Genomic DNA, 26,378 nt, shown 5'->3' on the forward strand with positions numbered 1-26,378 from the left:
CTCCTGCCTTCGAATTCCATGCCGCGAAGGATCTCCAACATGGGAACGACGCGCCCTACGAGCCCAGCTTCGTTCGAGTCGGCCGGGGGCTCGCCTTGACCCGCTTGAATCTCATCCTGTTCGCGGTTCTCTTGGCCTGCGCGCTGGGTGTTGTGACCGGGCAACACAAGGCGCGCAAGCTGTTTGCGGAGCTGGAGAAGGAACGGCGGGAAGCTAAGCGCCTGGACGAGGAATGGGGCCAGCTCCAGCTCGAGCAGAGCACTTGGGCGACCCATGCCCGCATCGAGCGGCTGGCCGCCAAGAGCCTGGGCATGCAGCCGCCGCCGCCTTCCCGGGTGCGGGTCCTGCGCCTTGCCCCCGGGGCGGCCGAGGAGAGGCGATGACCCCGGAGAACCTGACCGGGTACGGGCTGCGGCTGCCGCGCTGGCGGGCCAGCCTGGTGCTCATGCTGTTTCTCGCCGCCTTCGCCGGGCTCGCCGGGCGGGCCGCCTACCTCCAGGCGGTGAAGACGGACTTCCTGCAGCAAAAGGGGGAGGCGCGCTTCCTGCGGGTGGTGGAGGTGAGCGCCCACCGGGGCCGGATCCTGGATCGCCACGGGGAGCCCCTGGCGGTGAGCACGCCGGTGGAATCGGTCTGGGCAAGCCCGGAGGATGTGCCCCAGGAGGGGAGCGTCCTGGGCAAGCTGGCCGCCATCCTGGAGATGGATCCCCGGGCGCTGCTCGCCCGGATCCGGGAAAACCCGGACCGGGGGTTCGTGTACTTGAAGCGACATCTCTCTCCGGAGGCCGCCGCTCGGGTGGCCGCGCTCCAGATCGAAGGGGTTTTCCTGCAGCGGGAGTACCGCCGCTACTACCCGTCCGGGGAGGCCGCGGCCCATCTGATCGGCTTCACCAACGTGGACGACGACGGCCAGGAGGGGATCGAGCTGGCCTACCAGGATCTGCTCAAGGGCGTGCCCGGCAGCCGGCGGGTGATCAAGGACCGGCTGGGCCGGGTGGTGGAGGACGTGCGGAGCCTGCGGGAGCCAAAGCCGGGGCAGGATCTCACCCTCTCGGTGGACCGGCGTATCCAGTACCTGGCGTACCGGGAGCTCAAGCAGGCGGTGGAGAAGCATCGGGCCCGGGCCGGCGGGATCGTGGTGCTGGACGGTGTGACCGGCGAGGTGCTGGCCCTGGCCAACGTGCCCAGCTACAACCCCAACGACCGGGCCCAGGCCAAGCCTTCCCGGGTGCGCAACCGGGCGGTGACTGACGCCTTCGAGCCGGGCTCGACGCTCAAGCCCTTCACCGTGGCGGCGGCCCTCGCCTCCGGCCGCTACCGGAGTGCGACCCCCATCGATACCCGGCCCGGATCCCTCACCATCGGCCCGGCCACGGTGCGGGACGCCCACCCCCACGGCATTCTCACCGTCGCCGAGGTGGTGCAGAAGTCGAGCAACGTGGGCGCGGCCAAGATGGCGCTGGCGTTGCCGGCCAAGGAATTGTGGAGCACCCTGGAACGGGTGGGTTTCGGCACCCCTTCGGGATCGGGTTTCCCGGGAGAAGTGAGCGGCCGGCTGCGCCCTTACCAGAGCTGGCGCCCCATCGAGCAGGCCACCCTATCCTACGGCCACGGCATCTCGGTGAGCCTCCTGCAGCTCGCCCGCGCCTATACGGTGTTTGCCACCGACGGCAGGCTCCTGCCCGTCTCCTTCCTCAAGGCGGAGGCGCCGGCGGCCGGGGAGCGGGTGTTTTCGCCCCAGGTGGCCCGGGCCGTGCGGGACATGCTGGAGCTGGCGGTCCAGCCCGGCGGCACGGCGCCGTCCGCCCGGGTGCTGGGCTACCGGGTGGCGGGGAAAACCGGCACCGCCCACAAGCTGGTGGACGGCCGCTACGCTCCCGACCTCTACGTGTCCTCGTTCGTGGGTTTCGCCCCGGCGAGCCGCCCCCGGCTGGTGGTGGCGGTGATGGTGGACGAGCCCCGGGCGGGGGGATATTACGGCGGGGTGGTGGCCGCCCCGATCTTCGCCCGGGTGGTGGAGGGGGCCCTGCGGATGCTGGACGTGCCGCCCGACGCCCCCATGGATCCAGGGCTGCTCGCCCCGGAGGAGCTGGTCCTCGTGCGGGAGGAAGTGTGAACTGCGCCCGGCTCAGCGCCGATGATCGCGGTCTCGCGGGGCTTCCGGCGCCCGTGCAGGAAGCCCTGCAGGGTCTCGGCGTGGAAGTGAAGAGCGTGTGCATCGACAGCCGGGCTCTCGAGCCGGGGGACACGTTTCTCGCCTATCCCGGCGAGCGCCAGGACGGTCGCCATTACATCCCCCAGGCGATCGCCCGGGGCGCGGCGGCGGTGTTGTGGGAAAGGGAGGGTTTCCGCTGGGACCCGGCGTGGCGGGTTCCCAACCGGGGTGTGCACGGCTTGCGGGGCATGGCGGGTTGGCTCGCGGCCCACGTCTACGGTCATCCGTCCCGGGTGCTCTCGGTGATCGGGGTGACCGGGACCAACGGCAAGACGTCCTGCACCCACTGGATCGCCCAGGCGTTGGCGGCGGCCGGGCGCCCGGCGGCGGTCATCGGCACCCTGGGCAGCGGTTTTCCCGGGGCGCTGGAGCCGGCGGCCACCACCACCCCCGATCCCGTCGCCGTGCAGCGGCTCCTGGCCCGGTTCCGGGACTCGGGCGCCCAGGCCGTGGCCATGGAGGTCTCCTCCCACGCCCTGGTCCAGGAACGGGTGAACGGGGTCGAGTTCTCCGTCGCCCTGTTCACTAACCTGTCCCGGGACCACCTGGACTACCACGGCACCATGGAGGCCTACGCCCGGGCGAAGCTGCGCCTGTTCCAATGGCCGGGCTTGAAGCGGGCCGTGCTCAACCTGGACGACCCCTTCGGCGGCCACATCGCCGAAGAGCTGCGGGGCGGGGAGGTTCCGGTGCTGGGCTACGGCTTGACCGACGATGGCGCCTGGAGCGCCGATCGCCTGGGGGTGCCCATGGTGCGAGGCCATCTGCTGGAACTTTCTGAGCGAGGGATCCGGCTCGAGGTGCGCCTGCCTAGCAGGCAGACAGGCGCCCCTTCCGGTGCCGGCGTGCTGGAGAGCCCTCTGCTCGGGCGCTTCAACGCGGAAAACCTTCTGGCGGTGGCCGCCACCCTCATCACCAGTGGGATAGCGCTTCCTCAAGCCTTGTCCGCCCTCGGGACGGTGCGCCCGGCCCCCGGGCGGCTGCAGCAGTTGGGAGGAGGCGATCGGCCCCTGGTGGTGATCGACTACGCCCACACCCCCGACGCCCTGGCCAAGGTGCTCGCCGCGTTGCGGGACATGATGGCCCGGCCCGCCGGGCGGCTCATCTGCGTGTTCGGCTGCGGCGGCGAGCGAGACCGGGGCAAGCGGCCCCTGATGGGCGCCGTGGCCACTCGCTACGCCGACGAGGTCATCGTGACCAGCGACAACCCCCGGGGCGAACCTCCGAGCCAGATCATCGCCGACATCGTGGGCGGGGCCGGGGCGAACCATCGGGTGATCGAGGACCGGGCCGGCGCCATCTTCGAGGCGGTCGGGCGGGCCCGTCCCGGGGACGTGGTGCTGATCGCCGGCAAGGGCCACGAGCAGTACCAGGAGGTGGGAGGCGAGCGGCGGCCGTTCAGCGACGCGGAAGTGGCGGGGCGGGCCCTGGCGGCATGGAGAGGCGGGAAGCCATGATGGATCTCCAGCAGGCGGCTCGGGCTGTCGACGGCGCCCTCAAAGGGGCCGACGTGCCCTTCACCGGCGTTTCCGCCGACAGCCGCACCGTGGCTCCGGGTGAGCTTTTCGTCGCCCTGCGGGGGCCGCGCTTCGACGGCCACGCCTTCGTTGTCGCCGCCGCCGAGCGGGGCGCCGCGGCGGCCCTGGTGGAGCAGGCCTGGACGGAGGGCGCCGGGGCGGCGCCCCTGCCGCTCCTGGTGGTGCAGGATACTCGCCTCGCCCTGGGACGGCTGGCCCGCGCCTGGCGGAAGCGGTTTTCCATTCCCCTGGTGGCCCTGACCGGCAGCAACGGCAAGACCACGGTCAAGGAGATGCTGGCCGCGGTGCTGGCCGAGGCGGCTTCGTCCGCCGAGGCGGTGCTGGCCACCCGGGGCAACCTGAACAACGACGTGGGCGTCCCCCTCACCCTGCTGCGGCTGCGGGAAGGGCACCGCTACGGGGTGGTGGAGATGGGCATGAACCATCCCGGGGAGATCGCCTACCTCACCCAGCTCGCCGAGCCCACGGTCGCCTTGGTGAACAACGCCGGGCGCGCCCACCTGGAAGGATTGGGGTCGGTGGAGGCGGTGGCCCGGGCGAAAGGGGAAATCTTCCAGGGCTTGCGGGCCGGGGGCGTCGCCGTGATCAACGCCGACGATCCCCATGCAGAGCTGTGGCGGGCGCTGGCCGGCCGGCACCGGATCATCGATTTTGGGCTGGACCATCCCGCGGCGGTGAGCGCCGAAGTGGCGCTGCAACCGGAGGCGATCGAACTGAAGCTCAGGCTCCCGAGCGGGCGCGTCCGGACCCGGCTGGCGGTGCCGGGCTTGCACAACGCGCGCAACGCCTTGGCTGCCGCCGCCGCGGCGGTCGCCCTGGAGGTGCCCCCCGAGGTCATCGGGCGGGGCCTCGCCCGCTTCCACGGCATCCCGGGGAGGCTCAAGCGCCTTCCCGCCATCCACGGGGCCACCTTGATCGACGACACCTACAACGCCAACCCGGATTCGGTGAAGGCGGCCCTGGCGGTGCTTTCGGCCGCCCCCGGCACCCGGCTCCTGGTGCTGGGGGACATGGGGGAGCTGGGCCAGAGCGCGGTGCCGCTGCACGAGGAGATCGGCCGTGCCGCCCGGAAGGCCCGCATCGAAGGGCTGTATGCCTTGGGAGAGCTCACCCGGCATGCGGTGCAGGCCTACGGCCCCGGCGCCCGGCACTTCGAGCGCATCGAAGAGCTGCTCGCGGAAGTGGAGAACCGGCTCGCCCCCGGCGTCACGGTGCTGGTCAAGGGGTCGCGCTTCATGCGCATGGAGCGGGTGGTGCAGGGCTTAAGCGCCGACGCCGGGACGGGCGGGAGGTAGACATGCTCCTCCTCCTCACTCAGTGGCTCGCCCAGGAGGTCCGGGCGTTCAACGTGTTCAGCTACATCACCCTGCGCACGGTGCTGGCGGCCCTCACCGCCCTCATCATCTCCTTCATCGTCGGCCCGGCCATGATCCGTAAGCTCACCGCCTACAAGATCGGCCAGGCGGTGCGGGACGACGGCCCCCAGACCCACCTCGCCAAGGCCGGCACGCCCACCATGGGGGGCGCGCTGATCCTGGTGTCCATCGCGGTCACCACCCTGCTGTGGGCGGACCTCACCAACCGCTACGTCTGGGCGGTGCTCCTCGCCACCCTGGGCTTCGGCCTGATCGGCTGGGTGGACGACTACCGCAAGGTAGTGCACCGCAACCCCAAGGGCCTTTCGGCCCGGGCGAAATATTTCTGGCAGTCCACGGTCGCCCTGGCGGTGGCGCTCTATCTCGCCTATTCGGCCACCCTGCCGGCTCAGACCGAGCTGATCGTCCCCTTCTTCAAGGAGGTGGCGATTCCCCTGGGCACGGTGGGGTTCGTGATCCTCGCCTATTTCGTGATCGTCGGCACGAGCAACGCGGTGAACCTGACCGACGGCCTGGACGGGCTGGCCATCATGCCCACGGTGATGATCGGCGGGGCGCTGGCCATCTTCGCCTACGTGGCCGGCCACTCGGTGTTCTCCCGTTACCTGGGCGTCCCCTACATTCCGGGGGCCGGGGAACTGGCGGTGTTCTGCGGGGCGCTGGGGGGCGCGGGGCTCGCGTTCCTGTGGTTCAACGCCTACCCGGCCGAGGTGTTCATGGGCGACGTGGGGGCGCTCGCCCTGGGCGCGGCGCTGGGGGTGATCGCGGTGATCGTGCGCCAGGAAATCGTGCTGTTCATCATGGGCGGGGTGTTCGTGGTGGAGACCCTGTCGGTGATGCTGCAGGTGGCCTCCTACAAGCTCACCGGAAAACGCATCTTCCGCATGGCGCCCCTGCACCACCACTACGAGCTCAAGGGTTGGAAGGAGAACCAGGTGGTCGTGCGCTTCTGGATCATCACGATGATGCTAGTGCTCTTTGGGTTGTCCACCTTGAAGCTGAGGTGAACGTGGGAGAAGCGCACGAGCGGGCAGGTTCGGGGGAGGCTCACGTGAGGGGAGCCGAACGTGAAGCGCGCGGGCGCGGCCGACACCAGAACCCGCCCGTGCGCTTCTGGATCATCACGATGATGCTAGTGCTCTTTGGGTTGTCCACCTTGAAGCTGAGGTGAACGTGGGAGAAGCGCACGAGCGGGCAGGTTCGGGGGAGGCTCACGTGAGGGGAGCCGAGCGTGAAGCGCGCGGGCGCGGCCGACACCAGAACCCGCCCGTGCGCTTCTGGATCATCACGATGATGCTAGTGCTCTTTGGGTTGTCCACCTTGAAGCTGCGATGAATGAAGCGGCCATGGAGCTTGCCGGCAGGCGGGTGCTGGTGGTGGGCGCGGGCCTTACCGGGCGCTCGGCGGTGCGCTATCTCCACCGCTTGGGCGCTCGCCTTCGCGTCGCCGACACCCGACCCGAGCCGCCCCTGGCGAGGGAGATCGCTCAGTGGGTCCCAGGGGCGGAGCTCAGGTTCGGCCCGTTCGAGGAACGGACTTTCAGCGGAGTCGATCTGGTGGTGGTGAGCCCGGGCGTACCGTTGAGCGAGCCCCACCTGCGGCGGGTGCGGGAAGCCGGGGTGCCGGTGGTGGGCGACGTGGAGCTCTTCGCCCGGGCCCTCGCTGCGCTGCCTCCCCCCAGGCCCAAGGTGCTCGCGATCACCGGCTCCAACGGCAAAAGCACGGTGACCGCCATGGCCGGCGCCATGGGGGAGGGCGCGGGCCTCGCGACGGTGGTGGCGGGCAACATCGGCCTGCCGGTGCTGGACGCCCTGCCGGAGGTTTCCGGCGCGGGACACCCCGACTTGTACGTGCTGGAGCTTTCCAGCTTTCAACTGGAAACCACCGAAAGCCTGCGGCCCGACGCCGCGGCGGTGCTCAACCTGAGCGAGGATCACCTGGACCGGTATCGCGACCTGGAGGAGTACGCCGTCGCCAAGGCGCGCATCTTCGCGGGCGAAGGCGTGCAGGTCCTGAACCGCCAGGATCCCCGGACCCTAGCCATGGCCCTTCCCGGGCGCACGGTGGTGACCTTCGGGCTCGACGCGCCGCCTGCGGACGAGGCCTACGGACTCATGGCCGTGGACGGCCGCCGTTTCCTCGCCCGGGGCGCAAAGCGGCTGTTGCCCATGGACGAGCTGCCCCTCAAGGGCGCCCACAACGCCGCCAACGGGCTCGCCGCCTGGGCCCTGGCGGCGGCCATCGGGCTGCCGGACGCGCCCCTGGCCCAGGCGCTCACCCGTTTCCGGGGGCTGCCCCACCGCATGCAGCCGGTGGCGGAGATCGGCGGCGTGGTCTTCTACGACGACTCCAAGGGGACCAACGTGGGAGCCACGGTGGCGGCCCTCTCCGGCATGGACCGGCCGGCGGTCCTGATCGCCGGCGGGGATGGGAAGGGCCAGGACTTCGCGCCCCTGGCGGCACCGGTGGCCCGGCACGCCCGAGCGGTGGTGTTGCTCGGGCGGGACAAGGAGCGGCTCGCCCAGGCCCTGGCGGGCTGCACGGTGCCCCTGCTGCGGGTGGAAACGATGGAGGAGGCGGTGCGCACCGCCTACCGGGAAGCCCGCCCAGGGGATGCCGTGCTGCTCTCCCCCGCCTGCGCGAGCCTGGACATGTTCCGCAACTACGAGCACCGGGCGGAAGTCTTTGCCGCCGCAGTGCGGGCGCTGGAGGGGCGTCCATGAGGCTCTACGCCGAAAGCCAGCTCGTGCGGCCGAGCCCCGAGTACGACGCCTCCCTCCTCTGGAGCGCGCTGCTGCTGGCGGGAATGGGGCTGGTGATGGTCTATTCCGCGTCCATCGCCACCGCGGAAGCCTCCCGGGCGACCGGCCATCAGGCCCACTATTACCTAGTGCGCCACGCCCTCTATCTGGCGGTTGGGCTCACGGCCGGCGCCGTCGCCTTCCAGATTCCCCTGAAGCTGTGGCAGCGCTCGGCCCCTTACCTGTTCCTGGCGGGCCTGGCCCTCCTCGTCCTGGTGCTGTTGCCCGGCGTGGGGCGCGAGGTGAACGGCAGTCGGCGCTGGCTCGCGATCCCCTTTTTCAGCGTGCAGCCCTCGGAGTTCATGAAGCTGTTCGTGGTGCTCTACGCCGCCGACTATACGGTGCGCAGAGCGCGCCATCTCGGCAGCCTCGCCCGCGGCTTCCTGCCCATGTTCGCCGTGATGCTGGCGACCGGGGCGTTGCTCCTGGCCGAGCCGGACTTCGGCGCCTTCGCCGTGATCACCGTCATCGCCATGGCGATCCTGTTCCTGGGGGGTGTGAGCACGCGCCTGTTCGCGGGGCTGGCGGCGCTGCTCGCCGCCGGCTTCCTGCTGCTCATTTGGAGCTCTCCCTATCGCATGCAGCGCATCGTGGGCTTCATGGACCCCTGGTCCGACCCCTTCGGCAAGGGCTATCAGCTCTCCCACGCCCTCATCGCCTTCGGACGGGGCGAGTGGTTCGGCGTGGGGCTGGGGGCGAGCGTGGAGAAGCTCCTGTATCTGCCCGAGGCCCACACCGACTTCCTTCTGGCGGTGATCGCCGAGGAACTGGGCTTCGTGGGGGTAGCCTTGGTGATCGCCCTGTTCGCCTGGCTCACCCTGCGGGCCTTCGCCGTGGGGCGCGCCGCGGCCCTGGAGGAGCGGCCCTTCGCCGCCTTGGTGGCCCAGGGCATCGGGGTGTGGCTGGCGGCCCAGGCCCTTATCAACCTGGGCGTGAACATGGGGGTGCTCCCCACCAAGGGGCTGACCCTCCCTCTCATGAGCTACGGGGGCAGCAGCCTAGTGGCCACTTGTGTGGCCCTCGCCCTCCTGCTGCGGGTGGACTGGGAGGTCCGTCGAATCGCGAGGGGAAGCCGGGCATGAGCCGGACCATTCTCATCATGGCCGGTGGAACGGGAGGGCATATCTTCCCGGGACTGGCGGTGGCCGACCGGCTCCGGACCCAGGGCTGGAACGTGGTCTGGCTGGGCACCCGGGGCGGAATGGAGGGCGAGATCGTCCCCAAGCGGGGCTATCCCATGGAGTGGATCCGCTTCTCCGGCGTGCGCCGCAAGGGCCCGCTGCGGTGGGCGGGGCTACCCCTGTTCCTGGTCCTCGCCTGCCTGCAGAGCGCCCGGGTGCTGGCCCGGCGGCGCCCCGACGTGGTCCTGGGCATGGGGGGCTTCGCCACGTTTCCCGGCGGCCTCATGGCCGCCCTGCTCAACCGGCCCCTGGTGATCCACGAGCAGAACGCCATCGCGGGGCTTGCCAACCGGGTGCTGGCGGCCGTGGCCGATCGGGTTCTCGTGGGATTCCCCGACGCCTTCGACGCCACTCCCGGGCGCGCCAACGCCCTCGCTCGGCTGTTCAAGCCAGCGAGGAAGCCCGAGTGGACCGGCAACCCAGTGCGGGAGGAGATCGCGGCCCTGCCGCCGCCGGGCGAGCGCTACGGCCGCCGCCAGGGGCCGCTGCGCCTGCTGGTGCTGGGCGGAAGCCGGGGCGCGCGGGCCTTCAACGAAACGCTGCCCCGGGCGATCGCCGCCATTGCGCCCTCGGAACGGCCCAGGATCGTGCATCAGGCCGGGGCCGGGGACGCGGAAGCGGTGGCGCGGGCCTACCGGGAGGCGGGGGTGGAGGCGGAGGTGCATCCCTTCATCGACGACATGGCGCGCCGCTACGCGGAAGCCGACCTGGTGATCTGCCGCGCCGGGGCGCTGACCATCGGGGAGCTCGCCGCGGCCGGGGTGGCGAGCCTGCTGGTGCCCTACCCCTACGCGGTGGATGACCACCAGACCGCCAACGCCCGTTTCTTGAGCGAGCGCCACGCGGCGGTACTCCTGCCCCAGCGGGAGTTGAGCCCCGAGGGCCTGGCCGAGCGGCTGCGCGCCCTCACCCGGGAGGCGCTGCTCGCCATGGCGGAGCGGGCCCGGGCGCTGGCCCAGCCGGAGGCGACGCGCCGGGTGGCCGAAGCCTGCATGGAGGCCGCGGGATGAGACACAAAGTGCGGCACATCCATTTTGTCGGCATCGGCGGCGCCGGCATGAGCGGTATCGCGGAGGTGCTGCTCAACCTGGGCTACCAGGTGAGCGGCTCCGACCTCCACGGGAGCCCCGTCACCGAGCGCTTGGCGGCCCTGGGCGCCCGGGTGGCACTCGGCCACGCGGCAGAGAACGTGGCGTCGGCGGACGTGGTGGTGGTGTCCTCGGCCGTGAAGAACGGCAATCCGGAGACGGAAGCCGCGCGGGCGGCCCGCATCCCCGTGGTGCCCCGGGCCCTTATGCTGGCGGAGTTGATGCGGCTCAAACAGGGCATCGCCGTCGCCGGCACCCACGGCAAGACCACCACCACCAGCCTGGTGGCGAGCGTGCTGGCGGAAGCCGGCATGGATCCCACCTTCGTCATCGGCGGTCGGCTGGAGGCGGCGGGGGCCCACGCGCGCCTGGGGGCGGGGGAGTTCATCGTGGTGGAGGCGGACGAATCGGACGCCTCCTTCCTGCTCCTGCAGCCGGTGCTGGCGGTGGTGACCAACATCGACGCGGACCACATGGAAACCTACGGTCACGACTTCGAGCGGCTCAGGCAGGCTTTCGTCGATTTCCTCCAGCACCTGCCCTTCTACGGCATGGCCATCCTGTGCGCCGACGACCCCCAGGTGCGCGCCATCATGCCGCGGGTGTCCAAGCCCATCACCACCTACGGCACGCTGGACGGCGCCAACGTCCAGGCGGTGGACATCCGCGTCGAGGGGCGGCGCATGCGCTTCACCGTGAAGCGGCACCCCGAGCCGCGGCGCCACCAGTGGCCGGCGAGGGACCTGGAGATCACCCTCAATCTCCCGGGCCGGCACAACGTGTTGAACGCCCTGGCGGCGGTGGCGGTCGGGCTCGAGGTGGGCGCCACCGACCAGGCGATCGCCAAGGCTTTGTCCGAGTTCCGCGGCGTGGGGCGGCGCTTCCAGAGCTATGGCGAGCTCTCCCTCCCTTCCGGTGGCACGTTCGCTTTGGTGGACGACTACGGCCACCACCCGGCGGAAATCGCCGCCACCTTGGCGGCGGCGCGCAGCGCTTACCCGGGGCAGCGGCTGGTGCTGGCCTTCCAGCCCCACCGCTACACTCGCACCCGGGATCTGTTCGAGGACTTCGCGAAAGTGCTGCGCTCCGCCGACGTGCTGCTCCTCACCGAGGTCTATCCCGCGGGAGAGGCGCCCATCGTGGCGGCGGACGGGCGCTCCCTCGCCCGGGCGGTTCGGGTGCAGGGGGGCGTGGAGCCCATCTTCGTCGAAACAGTGGCGGAGCTTCCCCGGGCGATCCTGGCAGTGGCGCGGGACGGAGACGTGGTGCTCACCATGGGGGCGGGTTCCATCGGGACCGTGCCGGCGGCCCTGGTGAAACAACTCGCTTCCGACGCTTGATGGGTCGGTGCGGATGAACATGGCGGATCTGGAACCGGGAACGAGGGAGGGACTCCAGGGCGAGCTGCGGCTCGCCGAGCCCATGCACCGGCATACAAGCTGGAAGGTGGGCGGTATCGCCGATCGGGTCTACGTCCCGGCCGATCTCCAAGACCTGGGGGCTTTTCTGCGCTCGCTGCCGCCGGAAGAGCCGGTGCTGGCGGTGGGGCTGGGCAGCAACCTGCTGGTGCGGGACGGGGGCTTTCGGGGCACGGTGATCCTCCTGCACCGGGCGTTGAACGCCCTGGCCCTGGAGGCCCGGGACCCGCAGCAGGGCTTGGTGTACGCGGAGGCCGGCGTGGCGAGCCCCAAGGTGGCACGCTTCGCCGCCCTGCACGACCTGGAAGGAGCCGAGTTCCTGGCCGGGATTCCAGGTACGGTGGGCGGGGCGCTGGCCATGAACGCCGGCTGCTACGGGGCGGAGACCTGGGAGGTGGTGGAGCGGGTGACCACCATCGACCGGGCCGGCCGGGTGCGGCAGCGCCGGCCCGCGGACTACCAGATCGGCTACCGCCATGTGGCGCTGAAAGCTAGGGACGAGGGAGCGGGAGAGGAGTGGTTCGTCTCCGCCTGCCTGCGGCTCAACCGCGGGGACGGGGAGCGCTCGCGCCAGACCATCAAGCGGCTGCTGGCGCGGCGGGTGGCTACCCAGCCCCTCAACCTCCCCAACGCGGGCTCGGTGTTCCGCAATCCCCCCGGGGACCACGCGGCGCGGCTGATCGAGGGCTGCGGGCTCAAGGGTTACCGGATCGGCAACGCCATGGTCTCCGACAAGCACGCCAACTTCATTGTCAACCTGGGCGGGGCGAAGGCGCGGGATATCGAGACCATCATCGAGACCGTGGAGCGCACGGTGGCGCAGCAGACCGGAGTGGGCCTGGTGCGGGAGGTCCGCGTGGTCGGCGAGCCCGCTTGAGCCTAGAGGTATTGAAGATGAATCCGCGCGATTTCGGGAAGGTGGCGGTCCTCATGGGGGGGCGCTCCGCCGAGCGGGAGATCTCTCTCATGTCGGGAAAAAACGTGCTGGAAGGGCTGCTGCGGGCGGGCGTGGACGCCCACCCGTTCGATCCGGCGGAGAAAAGCGTGTTCGCGCTGAAGGAGCAGGGCTTCGACCGGGTCTTCATCGCCCTGCACGGCCGTTACGGCGAGGACGGCACGGTGCAAGGGGCGCTGGAGCTCATGGACATCCCCTACACCGGCAGCGGCGTCATGGCCTCGGCCCTGTGCATGGACAAGCTGCGCACCAAGTACGTATGGGCGGGCTGCGGCCTGCCGACCCCCCGCTGGGAAGTGCTCCATGCGGCGGCCGACTGGCAGGGGGTGACAGCGCGCCTGGGCCTGCCCCTCATCGTGAAGCCGGCCCACGAGGGATCCACCCTGGGGCTCACCAAGGTGGCGAGGCTGGAGCGGTTGCCGGAAGCGTACGCGGTGGCTGCGCGCTACGACTCCCTGGTGCTGGCCGAGGAGTTCGTCGAGGGGGAGGAGCTGACCGCCGGCTTCGTGGGCGAGGAGCCCCTGCCCCTTATCCGCATCGAGGCGCCCGGCGGCAATTACGACTACCAGAGCAAGTATTTCAGCGACGAGACCCGCTACCACTGCCCGTGCGGGCTGCCGCGGGAGGAAGAGCAGGCTATCCAGGCCCTCGTCATGCGGGCGGTGGAGGTGCTGGGCTGCCGCGGCTGGGGGCGCGCGGACCTGATCCGCCGCGCCGACGGCGCGGTGAGCCTTCTGGAGATGAACACCGCTCCCGGCATGACCGGCCACAGCCTGGTGCCCATGGCGGCCAAGGCGGCCGGCATGAGCTTCGAAACGCTGGTGGTGAGAATTCTGGAGCTCGCCCGTGTGGGATAGCCCGAGGGCGCTCAATGCGTTGGCCAACCTGCTTTTCACGCTGGGGCTCGCCGGATTGCTGGCGGCCGCCGCGCTGGCGGCCGCGGGAAGCAGCGCGTTCGCCCTGCGGGCCGTGGAGCTGGCGGCGCCGCCCCAGCGGGTGACGGTGGAACAAGTGCAAGCGGTGGTGGCGCGGGAGCTGCGGGGCACCTTTTTCACCGCGAATCTGGAGCGGGTGCGCGACGCCTTCGAGAAGCTGCCGTGGGTGCGCAAGGCGAGCCTCGCGCGCCGCTGGCCCGCCACCCTGGTGGTGACGCTGGAGGAGCACGAGGCGCTCGCTCGCTGGGGCGAGGACGCCCTGATCGACCGCTACGGGGAGCGCTTCGATGCGGCGTTCGATGGCCCGCTTCCCCTGCTCTCCGGCCCTGACGGAGCCGAGCGGGAGGTGGCCGAGCGCTACCTGCGCTTCCGGGATCTGCTGGCGCAGGCCGGGCTCGGGTTGCAGGCCCTGCGGCTCTCGGCGCGGGGCGCCTGGGAGCTCGAGCTCGACCAGGGAACGGTGGTGAAGCTGGGCCGCAGCCACATGGAGGAGCGGCTCGCCCGGTTCGTCGCCGCCTACGGCGAGAGCCTGGCGCGGCTCGGCGTGCCCGTCGATTACGTGGATCTGCGCTACCCCCACGGCTTCGCCCTGCGCTTGCCCCGGGAGGCGCGGGCGCCCCGGGGGACGTGAATGGACCAAGCTTAGTTCCAGGAGGAAAGCATGGACAGGATCCTGCCGTCCGGTCTACAGCCGCCCGTGGAAGGGGAGCGTTCGTGGACGCGTAAGCTGAAGCCCAAGGAATCGAAGAACCTGATCGTCGGGCTGGACATCGGCACGTCCAAGATCGTGGTGCTAGTGGCGGAGGTGCTGCCCGACGGCGGGTTCGACCTGATCGGCATGGGCAGCCAGCCCTCGCGTGGCCTCAAAAAGGGCGTGGTGGTCAACATCGAGTCCACCGTGAACGCGATCCAGCGGGCGGTGGAGGAGGCCGAGCTCATGGCCGACTGCAAGATCCGGGAGGTGTACACGGGCATCGCCGGAGGCCACATCAAGAGCTTCAACTCCCACGGTATGGTGGCGGTGAAGGACAAGGAGGTGACCCAGGCCGACGTGGACCGGGTGATCGAGACGGCCAAGGCGGTCAACATTCCGACCGATCAGCAGATCCTCCACATCCTGAACCAGGAGTTCATCATCGACGGCCAAGAGGATGTACGCGAGCCCCTGGGCATGAGCGGGCTGCGCCTGGAGGTGAAGGTTCACATCGTCACGGGGGCGGTATCGGCGGCGCAGAACATCGTCAAGTGCGTGCGCCGCTGCGGGCTGGAAGTGCGCGACCTGGTGCTGCAGCCTCTCGCCTCCGCCCTGGCGGTGGTCTCCGAGGACGAAAAGGAGCTGGGCGTGTGCCTGGCCGACATCGGCGGCGGCACCACCGACATCACGGTTTTCACCCAGGGCGCCATCCGCCACACGGCGGTGATCCCCATCGCCGGCGACCAGATCACCAACGACATCGCCATGGCGCTGCGTACCCCCACCAAGGAGGCGGAAAATCTCAAAGTGCGCTACGGCTGCGCCCTGCGCCAGCTCGCCGACGCCCAGGAAATGGTGGAGGTGCCGGGCATCGGCGACCGGGGGCTGCGGCAGCTGTCGCGCCAGACCTTGGCGGAGGTGATCGAGCCCCGTGTGGAGGAGCTCTATTCACTGGTCCAGGCGGAACTGCGGCGCAGCGGCTTCGAGGACCTGCTCTCCTCCGGCATCGTCATCACCGGTGGCAGCAGCGCCATGCAGGGCATGGTGGAGCTGGGCGAGGAAGTGTTCCACATGCCGGTCCGGGTGGGGGTGCCCCACTACCGGGGAAGCCTGGCCGAGGTGGTGCGCAGCCCCCGCTACGCCACCGGCATCGGACTGCTCATGGCGGGCCTCGAGCAGCAGCAGCGCCAGCAGATGCAGCGCCTGCAGGGCGGCTCGTTGCGGCAGATCTTCGAGCGCATGAAAAGCTGGTTCCAGGGGAACTTCTGATCGAGGACAAGAGGCCCGGCCGCGTCCGTCGGGCGGGCCGAAGAAGCGGGTGATCGTCGACGAGGCATCTTTTCAAGGAGGTTGACATGTTCGAAGTGATGGATACCCAGACACCGGAGGCCGTGATCAAGGTGATCGGCATCGGCGGCTGCGGCGGCAACGCCGTGGACCACATGATCGAGCAGGGCGTGCAGGGGGTGGAGTTCATCTGCGCCAACACCGACGCCCAGGCGCTCAAGCGCAACCAGGCCAAGACCCTGCTGCAGCTCGGCGCCGGCGTCACCAAGGGCCTCGGGGCCGGCGCCAACCCGGAGGTGGGCCGGGAGGCGGCGCTGGAGGACCGGGAACGGCTGGCCGAGCTGATCCAGGGAGCCGACATGCTGTTCATCACCGCCGGCATGGGCGGCGGCACCGGCACCGGCGCCGCGCCGGTGGTGGCCCAGATCGCCAAGGAGCTGGGCATCCTCACCGTGGCGGTGGTCACCAAGCCGTTCAGCTTCGAGGGCAAGCGGCTCAAGGTGGCCCAGGCGGGCATCGAGGCCCTGTCCCAGTACGTGGACTCGGTCATCGTGATCCCCAACGACAAACTGATGAGCGTGCTGGGAGAGGAGGTGAGCATGCTGGACGCCTTCAAGGCGGCCAACAGCGTGCTGCATGGGGCCGTGGCGGGCATCGCCGAGGTCATCAACTGCCCCGGCCTGGTGAACGTGGACTTCGCCGATGTGCGCACGGTGATGTCGGAAATGGGCATGGCGATGATGGGCTCGGCCTACGCCTCCGGGGTGGACCGGGCGCGGCTGGCCGCGGAGCAGGCGGTGGCGAGCCCCCTGCTGGAGGACGTGAACCTGTCCGGGGCCCGGGGCGTGCTGGTCAACATCACCGCCAGCATGGGCCTCAAGATGAAGGAAGTGCACGACGTGATGAACACCATCCGCGACTTCACCGCCGAGGACGCCACCGTCATCGTCGGCACGGTGATCGACGAATCCATGGAGGACAACCTGCGGGTGACCATCGTCGCCACCGGCCTGGGGTTGCCCGCCCGGGCGCAGCCGAAGCCCCTGTCGGTGGTGAAGACCGGCACCGACGCCGCGCCCTTCGACACGGTGAACTACGAGGCCCTGGACACCCCCACCGTGATGCGCACCGGGCGCCGGCGGGAGACCACGGTGGAGGCCATGCGGCAGTCGGGGATCGACCTCCTGGACATCCCGGCGTTCCTGCGCAAGCAGGCCGACTGACGGGATGCCGGGCGGGGCGGCGCCCGGGGGAAGGCCGTCGCGTGTGATATACTGCCCCGTTTTTTAAGGACTTGGCTCGGCGAAAGGACCTGGATGGTCAAGCAGAGAACCCTCAAGAACGTCATCGGCGCCACGGGCGTCGGGCTGCACACCGGCGAGAAGGTCTACATGACCCTGCGGCCGGCTGCGCCCAACACCGGCATCGTGTTCCGCCGCGTCGACCTGCCCCGGCCCGTGGAGATCAAGGCGGACGCCTACAGCGTGCGGGACACGCGGCTCTGCTCCTGCCTGGAGCGGGACGGGGTGCGCGTTTCCACCGTCGAGCATCTCATGTCCGCCTTCGCCGGGCTGGGCGTGGACAACGCTTACGTGGACCTCTCCGGGGGCGAGGTCCCCATCATGGACGGATCGGCCTCCCCGTTCGTGTTCCTGCTGCAGTCGGCCGGGCTGGAAGAACAGCCGGCGCCGAAGAAGTTCATCCGCATCCGCCGCCGCGTGGAGGTCGAGGACGGGGACAAGTGGGTCCGCTTCGAGCCCTACGACGGGTTCAAGGTGGAGTTCAGCATCGCCTTCGACCATCCCATCTTCGACAAGACCCGCCAGCGGGTATGCATCGATTTCGGCAAGACCTCCTTCGTCAAGGAGGTGAGCCGGGCGCGCACCTTCGGCTTCGTCCAGGACGTGGAGAACATGCGGGCCCAGGGACTGGCCCTGGGAGGCAGTTTGGACAATGCCATCGTGATGGACGAGTTCCGGGTGCTCAACAGCGACGGCTTGCGCTACGAGGACGAGTTCGTCAAGCACAAGGTGCTGGACGCCATCGGCGACCTGTACCTGCTGGGGCACCCGATCATCGGCGCTTTCCTGGCCTACAAGTCGGGCCATGCCCTCAACAACGCCCTAGCCCGGGCCTTGCTCGCCGACGCCCGGGCCTGGGAATTCGTCACCTTCGATGACCCCGAGGAGGCGCCGGCCTTCCTGCGTTTCCAGATGCAGAGCGCCTGAGGGTTCCGCGGCGCCGAGATCCGCTAGGCGAGGCGCGGCGTGGTCCTGATCCGCCTGGCGGGCTTTCTCCTGCTCCTCGTCCTCGGCGCCTGCCTGGGGCTCTATCTCTATACCCGGGACCGCCGCTACCTGCGCTATGCGGGGGCCACCCTCAAGTTCGGCCTGGTGCTGGCAGCGGTCTTCGCCGCGCTGTACTTGCTCGAGCGGTTGATCCTAGTGATTTGACCGGGAGCCCGGCCCGGAGTCCCGCGTGGGCAATGATCTAGCGGGTCCGCCGCCCTCCCCGGGCGATCAGTGCTCGCAACGCTGCGCGCAACGGCGAGGGCGGCAGGCGTCCCGCCAGCGCCTCCAGGCTCTCCACCGCCTTCGGGCTCAAGCGCCGAGGGGGTGTCCCGGGGCCTGGGGGGCTCGGCTGGGACGCTTGAACCAGGGCCTGGATTGAAGTAACCTCGAAACCCCGCTCCCGCAACGCCTGAATCAGGCGGGGGCTCATGTGCCTGAGCTTGGCCGCCGCTGCGCCGCTGGTGGCACGGATCTTGATCGTACCGTCCCGGTAGGAGACGATCCCGCTCAGGGGGCGAAGCTCGCGCGGTGCCACCTCTCGGTAGGTCCGGTCGAGCTCGGCGAGCAGCCGGGCCTCGGCAAGAGGGCTTCTAGTCCCTTCTAAGCTTCTGAAATAGAAGCTGATCGGTCGGGCAGGCACCGCCATCGCAAGAACGGTGGAGACATGAACATCATCGTTGTATCCGGCAAGCTTGCCCAGGCCCGCACCATCACCCTGACCCGGACACAAATCGTCACTTTGTTCGCGCTTTTGGTCATCCTGGGGATGGCGGCCGCGTCAGCCATCGCCTATTTCGCAGTGCGCCACGCCTCGGCACTGGCTCCCCTCCTGGGGATGCAGGCAACCGACCAGGGCACCTCTGGGGGCCAGGAGGCCCAGGCCTATATGCAGGAGACGATCCACGCGCTAGCGGTGCGCATGGGTCAGATGCAAGCCCAGCTTCTGCGGCTGGACGGCTTGGGCGAGCGCCTGGCCCAGCTGGCGGGGATCAAGCCCCAGGAATTCTCCTTCGACCAGCCCCCTGGGCGGGGCGGAGCCATCACCCATCTTCCCCAGCATACCCTCAGCGTCGGTCAGCTTGCTGACCAGCTCAACGAATTGACCCGCCTGCTCAGCCACCGCTCGGACCAGCTCCACATTCTCGAATCGGTGCTACTGGAGAGCCAGCTCGTGCGCCAACTGGTCCCCTCCATGAGGCCCGTGGACGGGGGCTGGCTCTCGTCGGGGTTCGGCTGGCGCATCGATCCCTTCACGGGCCAGCGGGCGATTCACGAAGGGGTGGATTTCGTGGCGCCCGTGGGCACGCCGATACTGGCCGCCGCCGGTGGGGTGGTGGTGACCTCGGAGCACCATCCCGAGTATGGTAATATGATCGAAATCGACCACGGCAACAACCTAGTCACCCGCTACGCCCATGCCTCCAAGCGGCTGGTGGAAGTCGGGGCCATCGTGTTGCGTGGCCAGAAAATCGGCGAGGTGGGCAATACCGGCCGGTCCACGGGACCTCACCTGCACTTCGAAGTGCGTCGTAACGGGGTCGCGCTCAATCCCGCTCGCTTCCTGAAGGCCCAAGGATAGCTTGCCGTTTCGAGGTGTCTGATGGGGGGTGAGGCCGGAAAGCCTCACTCCCATTTCGTTTGGTGAACCGATCCTTACGACTCATCCGCGGCCCTGACCGCGCTCGATCCGGATGATTGCCAACTTTCTCACCAAGATTTTCGGCAGCCGCAACGAGCGGTTGCTCAAGCGCTACAAGGAGACGGTGCGCGCGATCAACGCGCTCGAGCCCGAGGTAGCCCGTTTGCCCGACGAGGCGTTGAAGGCGAAGACCGCCGAGTTCAAGGCGCGCATCGCGGAGCGCCTGGAGGGCGCCGCGCCGGACAAGGTGCCGGCGCTGGAGGCCGCCGTCCTGGACGAGCTCCTGCCGGAAGCCTTCGCCGTGGTGCGCGAGGCGGCCAAGCGCACCCTGGAGATGCGCCACTTCGACGTCCAACTGATCGGGGGCATCGTGCTCCACCAGGGGAAGATCGCCGAGATGCGCACCGGCGAGGGCAAGACCTTGGTGGCGACGCTTCCCGCCTACCTGAACGCCCTCACCGGCCGGGGGGTGCACGTGGTCACGGTGAACGACTACCTGGCCAAGCGGGACGCCGAGTGGATGGGCAGGATCTACAACTTCCTCGGGCTGTCGGTCGGGGTGATCCTCACCCAGATGAACCATGCCGACAAGCAGGCTGCCTACGCCGCCGACATCACCTACGGCACCAACAACGAGTTCGGCTTCGACTACCTGCGCGACAACATGGCCACCCACCCCTCGGAGCGCTACCAGCGGCCTCTGAACTACGCTATCGTGGACGAGGTGGACTCGATCCTGATCGACGAGGCGCGCACGCCCCTCATCATCTCGGGCCAGGCCGAGGACACCACCGAGCTGTACGTCAAGGTGAACGCCCTGGTGCCCCATCTCAAGCGCCAGGAGCGGGAGGGCGGTCCGGGAGACTATACCGTGGACGAGAAGGCCCACCAGGTCCTGCTCACGGAGGAAGGCCACGAGCACGCCGAGGAGCTGATGGCCAAGGCGGGGCTTCTGCCCGAGGGCACCAGCCTCTATGATCCCCAGAACATCCTGCTGATCCACCACCTCAACGCCGCGCTGCGAGCCCATGCCCTGTTCCACCGGGACCAGCATTACGTGGTGCAGAACAACGAGGTGATCATCGTCGACGAATTCACCGGGCGGCTCATGCCCGGCCGGCGCTGGTCGGAGGGGCTGCACCAGGCGGTGGAGGCGAAGGAAGGGGTGCCGATCCAGAAGGAGAACCAGACCCTCGCCTCCATCACCTTCCAGAACTATTTCCGCCTGTACCGCAAGCTCGCCGGCATGACCGGCACGGCGGACACCGAGGCCTATGAGTTCCAGCAGATCTACGGCCTGGAGGTGGTGGTGATTCCCACCCACAAGCCGATGATTCGCCAGGACCTGCACGATCAGGTGTTCCGCACGGCGCGGGAGAAATACCAGGCGGTCATCAACGACATCAAGGACTGCTACGCCCGAGGGCAGCCGGTGCTGGTGGGTACCACCTCCATCGAGAACAACGAGTTCCTCTCGGCTTTGCTCAAGAAGGAGGGCGTGCCCCACCAGGTGCTCAACGCCAAGCAGCACGCCCGGGAGGCGGAGATCGTGGCCCAGGCGGGGCGGCCCAAGATGGTCACCATCGCCACCAACATGGCGGGCCGCGGCACCGATATTGTGCTGGGGGGCAACCCGAACCCGGAGATCAACCGCATCCTGGCCGACGAGACCCTGGACGAGGCGGCCAAGCAGAAGCGCATCGCCGCAGTGAAGGCCGAGTGGCAGAAGCTCCACGACCAAGTGGTTTCCCTGGGCGGCTTGCACATCGTCGGCACCGAGCGCCACGAGTCCCGGCGCATCGACAATCAGCTCCGGGGCCGCGCCGGACGCCAGGGCGATCCCGGTTCGAGCCGCTTCTATCTCTCCCTGGAGGACCCCCTGCTTCGCATCTTTGCCTCGGAGCGGGTCGCCGCCATCATGGAGCGGCTCAAGCTCCCCGAGGGGGAACCCATCGAGCATCCCTGGGTGTCCCGGGCCATCGAGAACGCCCAGCGCAAGGTGGAGGCGCGCAACTTCGACATCCGCAAGCAGCTTCTCGAGTACGATGACGTGGCCAACGAGCAGCGGCAGAAGATCTACCACGACCGTAACGCCCTGCTCGACGCGGCGGACGTCTCGGACGAGATCCGCGCCTACCGGGAGGAGGTGATCGGGGCGCTTGTCGAGGAGTACGTGCCCCCGGGAAGCGTGGAGGAACAGTGGGACGCGGCTGGGCTGGAGCGGGCCCTCGCCGCCGAGTACCAGTTGAAGCTCCCCATCCGCCAGTGGCTGGAGGCGGAGCCCGAGCTGCACGAGGAGCGGCTGCGCGAGCGCATCCTGGAGGCGGCAGCCGAGCACTACCAGGCCAAGGTGGATCTGGTGGGGGAGGAGGTGATGAAGCACTACGAGCGGGCCGTCATGCTGCACGCCCTGGACACCCACTGGCGCGAGCACCTGGCGGCCCTGGATCACCTGCGCCAGGGCATCCACCTGCGGGGTTACGCCCAGAAAAACCCCAAGCAGGAATACAAGCGCGAGGCCTTTCAGCTCTTCGCCGACATGCTCTCCCGCATCAAGCGGGACGTGGTGCAGCTTCTGATGACGGTGCAGATCCGCAGCGAAGAGCAGGTACAGGCGGTGGAGACAGCCGCCGCGGCGCCCACCAACGTGCGCTATCACCACGCCGACTACGACCAGGCCCTGGCGGAAGCGAACGCCCCCCAGCCGACCCAGCCCTTCGTACGCCAGGGCCAGAAGATAGGCCGCAACGACCCTTGTCCCTGCGGCTCCGGCAAGAAGTACAAGCATTGCCACGGCAAGCTGGCATGAAGCGCGTCGTGCTCGAGGGCGGTGCCGCCGGGGCGCCCGGGGTTGCGACCCGTGGCGGTTAATCTTTCCCGGCCCGAGGCGGGAAGCCTCTGGCCTGTCGCCGGTGTGCGCTTGGGTGCCGCCCAGGCAGGCATCAAGAAGCCGGGGCGCTACGACCTGCTGCTGATCGAGCTGGCTCCGGGGAGCGAAGTGGCCGCCGTGTTCACCCGTAATCGCTTCTGCGCAGCCCCGGTCACCGTGGCTCGGGAACACCTGGCCAGCGGGAGCATCCGGGCGCTGGTGGTGAACACCGGCAACGCCAACGCTGGCACCGGCGGGGAAGGCATCCGCCGGGCGCGGGAGACTTGTGCCGCTGCGGCGCGTCTGCTCGGCTGCGCGCCCGAGCAGGTGCTTCCCTTCTCCACCGGCGTGATCATGGAGCCGCTTCCCCTGGAACGGCTTGTCGAGGGGCTCCCCCGGTGCGCCGCCTCCCTGACGCCGGACGGCTGGCTCCTCGCCGCCGAGGCCATCATGACCACGGACACCGTGCCCAAGGCCTGCTCCGAGCGCTTGGACATCGCGGGAACGCCGGTGACGGTCACCGGCATCGCCAAGGGCGCCGGCATGATCCATCCCGACATGGCGACCCTGCTGGGTTTCGTCGCCACCGACGCGGCCATCGCCCCGCCGCTCCTCGCCCGCCTCGTGCGCCGGGTGGCGGACGCTTCCTTCCACTGCATCACGGTGGACGGGGACACCTCCACCAACGACGCCCTGGCCCTCATGGCGACAGGGGCCGCCGGCGTTCGCTTCGCAACGGAGGGCGAGCCCGGCTTCGCTGCCCTGGAAGAGGCCTTGACCCGGGTCGCTCGCAGCCTCGCCCAGGCCGTCGTGCGCGACGGCGAAGGGGCGACCAAGTTCATCACCGTGACCGTGGAGGAAGGGCGCGACCAGGAGGAGTGCCGCCGGGTGGCCTACGCCATCGCCCGCTCGCCCTTGGTGAAGACCGCCTTCTTCGCCTCCGACCCTAACCTGGGGCGCATCCTGGCGGCCATCGGCGCCGCCGGGATCGGGGACCTGGACGTGGAGCGGGTGCGCCTCTACCTGGGAGATCTGCGGGTGGCGGAGAACGGAGGTCGGGCGGCGGGCTACCAGGAAGCGGAAGCGCTGCGGATCATGCGCGAGCCGGAGATCACGGTGCGTGTCATCCTGGGCCGGGGGAGCGCCGCCGCCACCGTCTGGACCTGCGATTTCTCGTACGATTACGTGCGCATCAACGCCGAATACCGTACTTGAAGGGAACCATGGCCCGGGAGTTGGACCACCTCGTCGATCGCGCCCATGCCCTGCTCGCGCGGCTGGAGGCGATCGTGCCGGCCCCGCCGCCGGCGGTGGACTGGCGGGCCTCGATCGCCTTCCGCTGGCGCAAGCGGAACACCCAGGGTTACCCGCAGCCAGTCACCCACGTCCATCGTATCGCGCTCGAGGACCTGCAAGGCATCGAGCGCCAGAAGGCCCTGGTGGAGCAGAACACCAGGCAGTTCGTGAACCGGGTGCCGGCGAACAACGTGCTGCTCACCGGCGCCCGGGGCACGGGCAAGTCTTCCCTGGTGAAAGCGGTGCTCAACAAGTACGCCCCTAAGGGCTTGCGGCTGATCGAAGTGGAAAAGCAGGACCTCATGGACCTGCCGGAGATCGTGGACCTGGTGAGCGGGCGCCCCGAGCGTTTCATCCTGTTCTGCGACGATCTGTCCTTCGAGGCGGAGGAGTCGGGCTACAAGGCGCTCAAGGCGGTGCTGGACGGCTCGGTGGCGGCCCCCTCGGAGAACATCCTGGTCTACGCCACCTCGAACCGGCGCCACCTCATGCCCGAGTTCATGCAGGAGAACCTGGAAGCGCGGCGGGTCGGCGACGAGATCCACCCGGGAGAGACGGTGGAGGAGAAAGTCTCCCTATCCGAGCGCTTCGGCCTGTGGGTTTCCTTCTACCCCTTTGACCAGGAGGAGTACTTGAACATCGTTTTTTACTGGCTCGGCTATTTCCAGGCCCCCGTCCCCGACCGGGAGCGGGCGCGCCAGGAGGCGTTGCAATGGGCGCTCCAGCGGGGCTCCCGCAGCGGCCGGGTCGCCTGGCAGTTCGCCCGGGACTGGGCCGGACGGCAGCGGCTCAAGCGGGTGAAGGGCTAGGGTCAGGCTGGCGCCAGGCGGCGCGCATGCAAGCGATGCCGTGGGCGCCGTGTTCCCAGGCGGTCTCCAGATGGGCGGGCTCCATTCCGCCCAGGGCATAGACGGGCAGGGGATAGTCCCGGATCAGCTCGGCGAAACGCCGCCATCCGAGGGTTTCCCCACCGGGATGGCTCAGGGTAGGCAGCACCGGGCCCAGGACCACGAAGTCCACCCCCAGCTCGGCCGCCCGGGCGAGCTCCCCTTCGTCGTGGCACGACGCGCCGCACCAGGCCACGGGGGGCCGAGACGGGAGGGCCATTAGGGCGCGGGCGCTGAGATGGACGCCGTCGGCGCCGAGCGCCTCCGCCGTCGCTGCGTCTCCGTTTACCAGCACCCGGGCGCCCCAGGCCCGGGCGCGGGCGAGCACTTCCCGCGCGAAGGCGCGCAGCTCCCCCGGCGGCATGGACTTTTCCCGGATCTGGACGAGGCGCATGCCCCGCTCGAGAGCCGCTTCCAGCCGATCGAGAAACGGGCCTAGCCCCAGCCCTTCAGCATGGGTGATGGCGTATTCGGAGGGAAGCTCCAAGGACTTGAGCACCGGTCCGTTGGCCGGCAGCATGGGGGCGAGGGCGGCCTCGCCCGGGCGGTGCCAGGCGAGGGCTTCGTGCTCCCGGTCTTTAAGCGTCCCGCGCCAGCGGACCACGCGGAAGAAACGCAGCCGCACCGTCCCGTGGGGATAGGCGAAAGTGCGGGTGATCCAGGGATAGGCCCGCTCCAGGGTGAGCGCCAGCTCCTCGTGAAGCTCCCGCGCCAGGGCCTCCAGGGTGGACTCGCCGGGCTCTACCTTGCCGCCGGGAAACTCCCAGTAGCCAGCGTACACCTTGCCGGCGGGCCGGCGCCCCAGGAGGAACCGTCCGTCGGCACGCTGGATCACCGCCACGGCGACTTCCTGCGTCTTGCGGGAAGCGGCCAGTGGAGAGAGGACAGGCAGTGGACCGGCCATGGCGGGGGTAGGAAGGCGGGTCACTGCTGGGGCGGCTCGCCGCCATCCAAGGGCGCCGTTTCTCCAGGCACGCGGTAGCCCTCGTTCGCCCACTGGCCCAGATCGATCAGCTTGCAGCGCTCGGAGCAGAAGGGCCGGAAGCGGTTCTCCGGCGTCCATTCCACGAGCTTTCCGCACTGGGGGCAGCGGACGAGACGGCGTCCTCGGGACGGGGAGCGCTCCATGAATGTATGTCCCGGTTAGAGGTTGTAGAAGGTGAGTTCGAATTCCACGTCGCCCTCGAAGGTCTTTGGACGCTCGTCCACCGCGGGGGTGATGAAGCGGATGTTGAGGGCGTACTTGTTGGCGCTGATTTCGGGGCTGCAGGGTACGTCACCGTTCAGCTTCAAGCTCAACATCTGGACCACCCGCCCGGCCAGCATCTGCTGGAATACCCCCTGCTGGGCCACCTGGCGGCTGCTGCGGCCGGTTTCCCGCAACAGCCGCAGCACCACGGCCAGAGCGTCGCGAATGGGCAGCAGCGGCCACAGCCATTCCGCCAGGTGCCGGCGCCGTGCGTCGGCCTCCAAGTGCAGCCAGTAGTGATAGGAAGGCAGGTCGAACTCGCACACGCCGCCGGGGATGGAAGTGCGCTGCTTGATGCTCATGAGCCATTCGTTGTCCCGCAGGTGCTGGCCGGCCTTGCTGCTCATGCGGGTGAGACCCTGGCTCGCCGCTTCCAACTGACCGACCACTTCGTCCAGTTTGTCGGCGGCCACGTTGGGGTTGCCCCGCAGCGCCTCCAGGGTGGCCCGCTGGCGCTCGAGCTCCTGGTAGAGGTCGGATTTCAAGTCCTGCCGGCTCGCGACGTCCAGGATTTCGAACAGGGTTACCAGGGCGACGTGATGGTCGTAGCCGTCGTGGCGGGCGGAGAAATGGAGGGCGCGATCGAACAGATCTTCCAGTCGCAGGAGGGTGCGGATGCGCTCGCTTAAGGGGTACTCGTACTGGATCACTGGGGAGCC

The 26,378-nt window shown here is 69.3% G+C and carries 24 protein-coding genes; 20 read left to right on the plus strand and 4 right to left on the minus strand.

The features are described from left to right. Positions 1-95: 95 nt before the first annotated feature. The 16 genes from ftsL to ACUVYZ_RS15580 all read left to right on the plus strand — a co-directional run bounded on the left by ftsL (position 96) and on the right by ACUVYZ_RS15580 (position 17,941). Positions 96-383 carry a cell division protein FtsL gene (ftsL, locus tag ACUVYZ_RS15505; protein WP_439935349.1) on the plus strand — a complete coding sequence of 96 codons (288 nt, stop codon included), beginning with the start codon at positions 96-98 and terminating at the stop codon, positions 381-383. Further along, positions 380-2,116: a peptidoglycan D,D-transpeptidase FtsI family protein gene (locus tag ACUVYZ_RS15510; protein WP_439935350.1), complete on the plus strand. Its 1,737-nt coding sequence runs from the start codon at positions 380-382 to the stop codon at positions 2,114-2,116. Before ftsL ends, ACUVYZ_RS15510 begins: the two co-directional genes overlap by 4 nt. Further along, a complete protein-coding gene (locus ACUVYZ_RS15515; RefSeq protein ID WP_439935351.1) occupies positions 2,113-3,672 on the plus strand; it encodes a UDP-N-acetylmuramoyl-L-alanyl-D-glutamate--2,6-diaminopimelate ligase in 1,560 nt (519 codons plus the stop codon). The genes ACUVYZ_RS15510 and ACUVYZ_RS15515 overlap by 4 nt, the downstream gene beginning before the upstream one ends. After that, positions 3,669-5,048: a UDP-N-acetylmuramoyl-tripeptide--D-alanyl-D-alanine ligase gene (locus ACUVYZ_RS15520; RefSeq protein WP_439935352.1), complete on the plus strand. Its 1,380-nt coding sequence runs from the start codon at positions 3,669-3,671 to the stop codon at positions 5,046-5,048. The genes ACUVYZ_RS15515 and ACUVYZ_RS15520 overlap by 4 nt, the downstream gene beginning before the upstream one ends. 2 nt (positions 5,049-5,050) lie before the next feature. After that, complete coding sequence (mraY, locus tag ACUVYZ_RS15525; RefSeq protein WP_439935353.1) at positions 5,051-6,136, plus strand: phospho-N-acetylmuramoyl-pentapeptide-transferase; 1,086 nt, start codon at positions 5,051-5,053, stop codon at positions 6,134-6,136. A 324-nt stretch (positions 6,137-6,460) separates the two neighbouring features. Then, positions 6,461-7,852 (plus strand): UDP-N-acetylmuramoyl-L-alanine--D-glutamate ligase, encoded by a 1,392-nt coding sequence (murD, locus tag ACUVYZ_RS15530; protein WP_439935354.1) that lies wholly within the window; start codon positions 6,461-6,463, stop codon positions 7,850-7,852. Next, positions 7,849-9,012 (plus strand): putative lipid II flippase FtsW, encoded by a 1,164-nt coding sequence (gene ftsW / locus ACUVYZ_RS15535; protein ID WP_439935355.1) that lies wholly within the window; start codon positions 7,849-7,851, stop codon positions 9,010-9,012. Before murD ends, ftsW begins: the two co-directional genes overlap by 4 nt. Next, positions 9,009-10,121, plus strand: coding sequence for an undecaprenyldiphospho-muramoylpentapeptide beta-N-acetylglucosaminyltransferase (murG, locus tag ACUVYZ_RS15540; RefSeq protein ID WP_439935356.1), 1,113 nt, complete (start codon positions 9,009-9,011; stop codon positions 10,119-10,121). The genes ftsW and murG overlap by 4 nt, the downstream gene beginning before the upstream one ends. Further along, entirely contained in the window at positions 10,118-11,539 is a 1,422-nt protein-coding gene (murC, locus tag ACUVYZ_RS15545; RefSeq protein WP_439935357.1) for a UDP-N-acetylmuramate--L-alanine ligase, read from the plus strand. The genes murG and murC overlap by 4 nt, the downstream gene beginning before the upstream one ends. 13 nt (positions 11,540-11,552) lie before the next feature. Then, positions 11,553-12,494, plus strand: a complete 942-nt coding sequence (gene murB, locus ACUVYZ_RS15550; RefSeq protein WP_439935358.1) for a UDP-N-acetylmuramate dehydrogenase — start codon at positions 11,553-11,555, stop codon at positions 12,492-12,494. Between the two features lie 17 nt (positions 12,495-12,511). Beyond that, positions 12,512-13,429: a D-alanine--D-alanine ligase gene (locus ACUVYZ_RS15555; protein ID WP_439935359.1), complete on the plus strand. Its 918-nt coding sequence runs from the start codon at positions 12,512-12,514 to the stop codon at positions 13,427-13,429. Then, a complete protein-coding gene (locus ACUVYZ_RS15560; RefSeq protein ID WP_439935360.1) occupies positions 13,419-14,138 on the plus strand; it encodes a cell division protein FtsQ/DivIB in 720 nt (239 codons plus the stop codon). Before ACUVYZ_RS15555 ends, ACUVYZ_RS15560 begins: the two co-directional genes overlap by 11 nt. 30 nt (positions 14,139-14,168) lie before the next feature. Further along, positions 14,169-15,470: a cell division protein FtsA gene (ftsA, locus tag ACUVYZ_RS15565; RefSeq protein WP_439935361.1), complete on the plus strand. Its 1,302-nt coding sequence runs from the start codon at positions 14,169-14,171 to the stop codon at positions 15,468-15,470. Positions 15,471-15,556: 86 nt separating this feature from the next. Beyond that, positions 15,557-16,711, plus strand: a complete 1,155-nt coding sequence (ftsZ, locus tag ACUVYZ_RS15570) for a cell division protein FtsZ (RefSeq protein ID WP_439935362.1) — start codon at positions 15,557-15,559, stop codon at positions 16,709-16,711. 93 nt (positions 16,712-16,804) lie between these two features. Further along, a complete protein-coding gene (lpxC, locus tag ACUVYZ_RS15575; RefSeq protein WP_439935363.1) occupies positions 16,805-17,716 on the plus strand; it encodes a UDP-3-O-acyl-N-acetylglucosamine deacetylase in 912 nt (303 codons plus the stop codon). A 39-nt stretch (positions 17,717-17,755) separates the two neighbouring features. Continuing rightward, a complete protein-coding gene (locus ACUVYZ_RS15580) occupies positions 17,756-17,941 on the plus strand; it encodes a hypothetical protein (protein ID WP_439935365.1) in 186 nt (61 codons plus the stop codon). A 37-nt stretch (positions 17,942-17,978) separates the two neighbouring features. Here ACUVYZ_RS15580 and ACUVYZ_RS15585 read toward each other — a convergent pair whose 3' ends face one another. After that, positions 17,979-18,425 (minus strand): DciA family protein, encoded by a 447-nt coding sequence (locus ACUVYZ_RS15585; RefSeq protein ID WP_439935366.1) that lies wholly within the window; start codon positions 18,423-18,425, stop codon positions 17,979-17,981. Positions 18,426-18,443: 18 nt separating this feature from the next. On the opposite strand from ACUVYZ_RS15585, the gene ACUVYZ_RS15590 reads away from it, so the two are divergent. The 4 genes from ACUVYZ_RS15590 to ACUVYZ_RS15605 all read left to right on the plus strand — a co-directional run bounded on the left by ACUVYZ_RS15590 (position 18,444) and on the right by ACUVYZ_RS15605 (position 24,392). Then, on the plus strand, positions 18,444-19,358 hold the full coding sequence (locus ACUVYZ_RS15590) for a M23 family metallopeptidase (protein WP_439935367.1): 915 nt from the start codon (positions 18,444-18,446) through the stop codon (positions 19,356-19,358). A 112-nt stretch (positions 19,359-19,470) separates the two neighbouring features. Continuing rightward, on the plus strand, positions 19,471-22,227 hold the full coding sequence (gene secA, locus ACUVYZ_RS15595) for a preprotein translocase subunit SecA (protein ID WP_439935368.1): 2,757 nt from the start codon (positions 19,471-19,473) through the stop codon (positions 22,225-22,227). A 51-nt stretch (positions 22,228-22,278) separates the two neighbouring features. Beyond that, positions 22,279-23,502 carry a bifunctional glutamate N-acetyltransferase/amino-acid acetyltransferase ArgJ gene (gene argJ / locus ACUVYZ_RS15600; protein WP_439935369.1) on the plus strand — a complete coding sequence of 408 codons (1,224 nt, stop codon included), beginning with the start codon at positions 22,279-22,281 and terminating at the stop codon, positions 23,500-23,502. 8 nt (positions 23,503-23,510) lie between these two features. Further along, on the plus strand, positions 23,511-24,392 hold the full coding sequence (locus ACUVYZ_RS15605) for an ATP-binding protein (RefSeq protein ID WP_439935370.1): 882 nt from the start codon (positions 23,511-23,513) through the stop codon (positions 24,390-24,392). Here the strand turns inward: ACUVYZ_RS15605 and ACUVYZ_RS15610 are convergent. From ACUVYZ_RS15610 to zapD, 3 genes are read right to left on the minus strand one after another with little or no spacing between them, the layout of a single operon-like run. Then, entirely contained in the window at positions 24,373-25,374 is a 1,002-nt protein-coding gene (locus ACUVYZ_RS15610; protein ID WP_439935409.1) for a Nudix family hydrolase, read from the minus strand. The two genes, ACUVYZ_RS15605 and ACUVYZ_RS15610, sit on opposite strands and share 20 nt — an antisense overlap. A 20-nt stretch (positions 25,375-25,394) precedes the next feature. Beyond that, positions 25,395-25,598, minus strand: coding sequence for a DNA gyrase inhibitor YacG (locus tag ACUVYZ_RS15615; protein WP_439935371.1), 204 nt, complete (start codon positions 25,596-25,598; stop codon positions 25,395-25,397). Between the two features lie 15 nt (positions 25,599-25,613). Beyond that, a complete protein-coding gene (zapD, locus tag ACUVYZ_RS15620; protein ID WP_439935372.1) occupies positions 25,614-26,369 on the minus strand; it encodes a cell division protein ZapD in 756 nt (251 codons plus the stop codon). Positions 26,370-26,378: the final 9 nt, after the last annotated feature.

It is taken from the genome of Pelomicrobium sp. P1, from assembly GCF_052805615.1.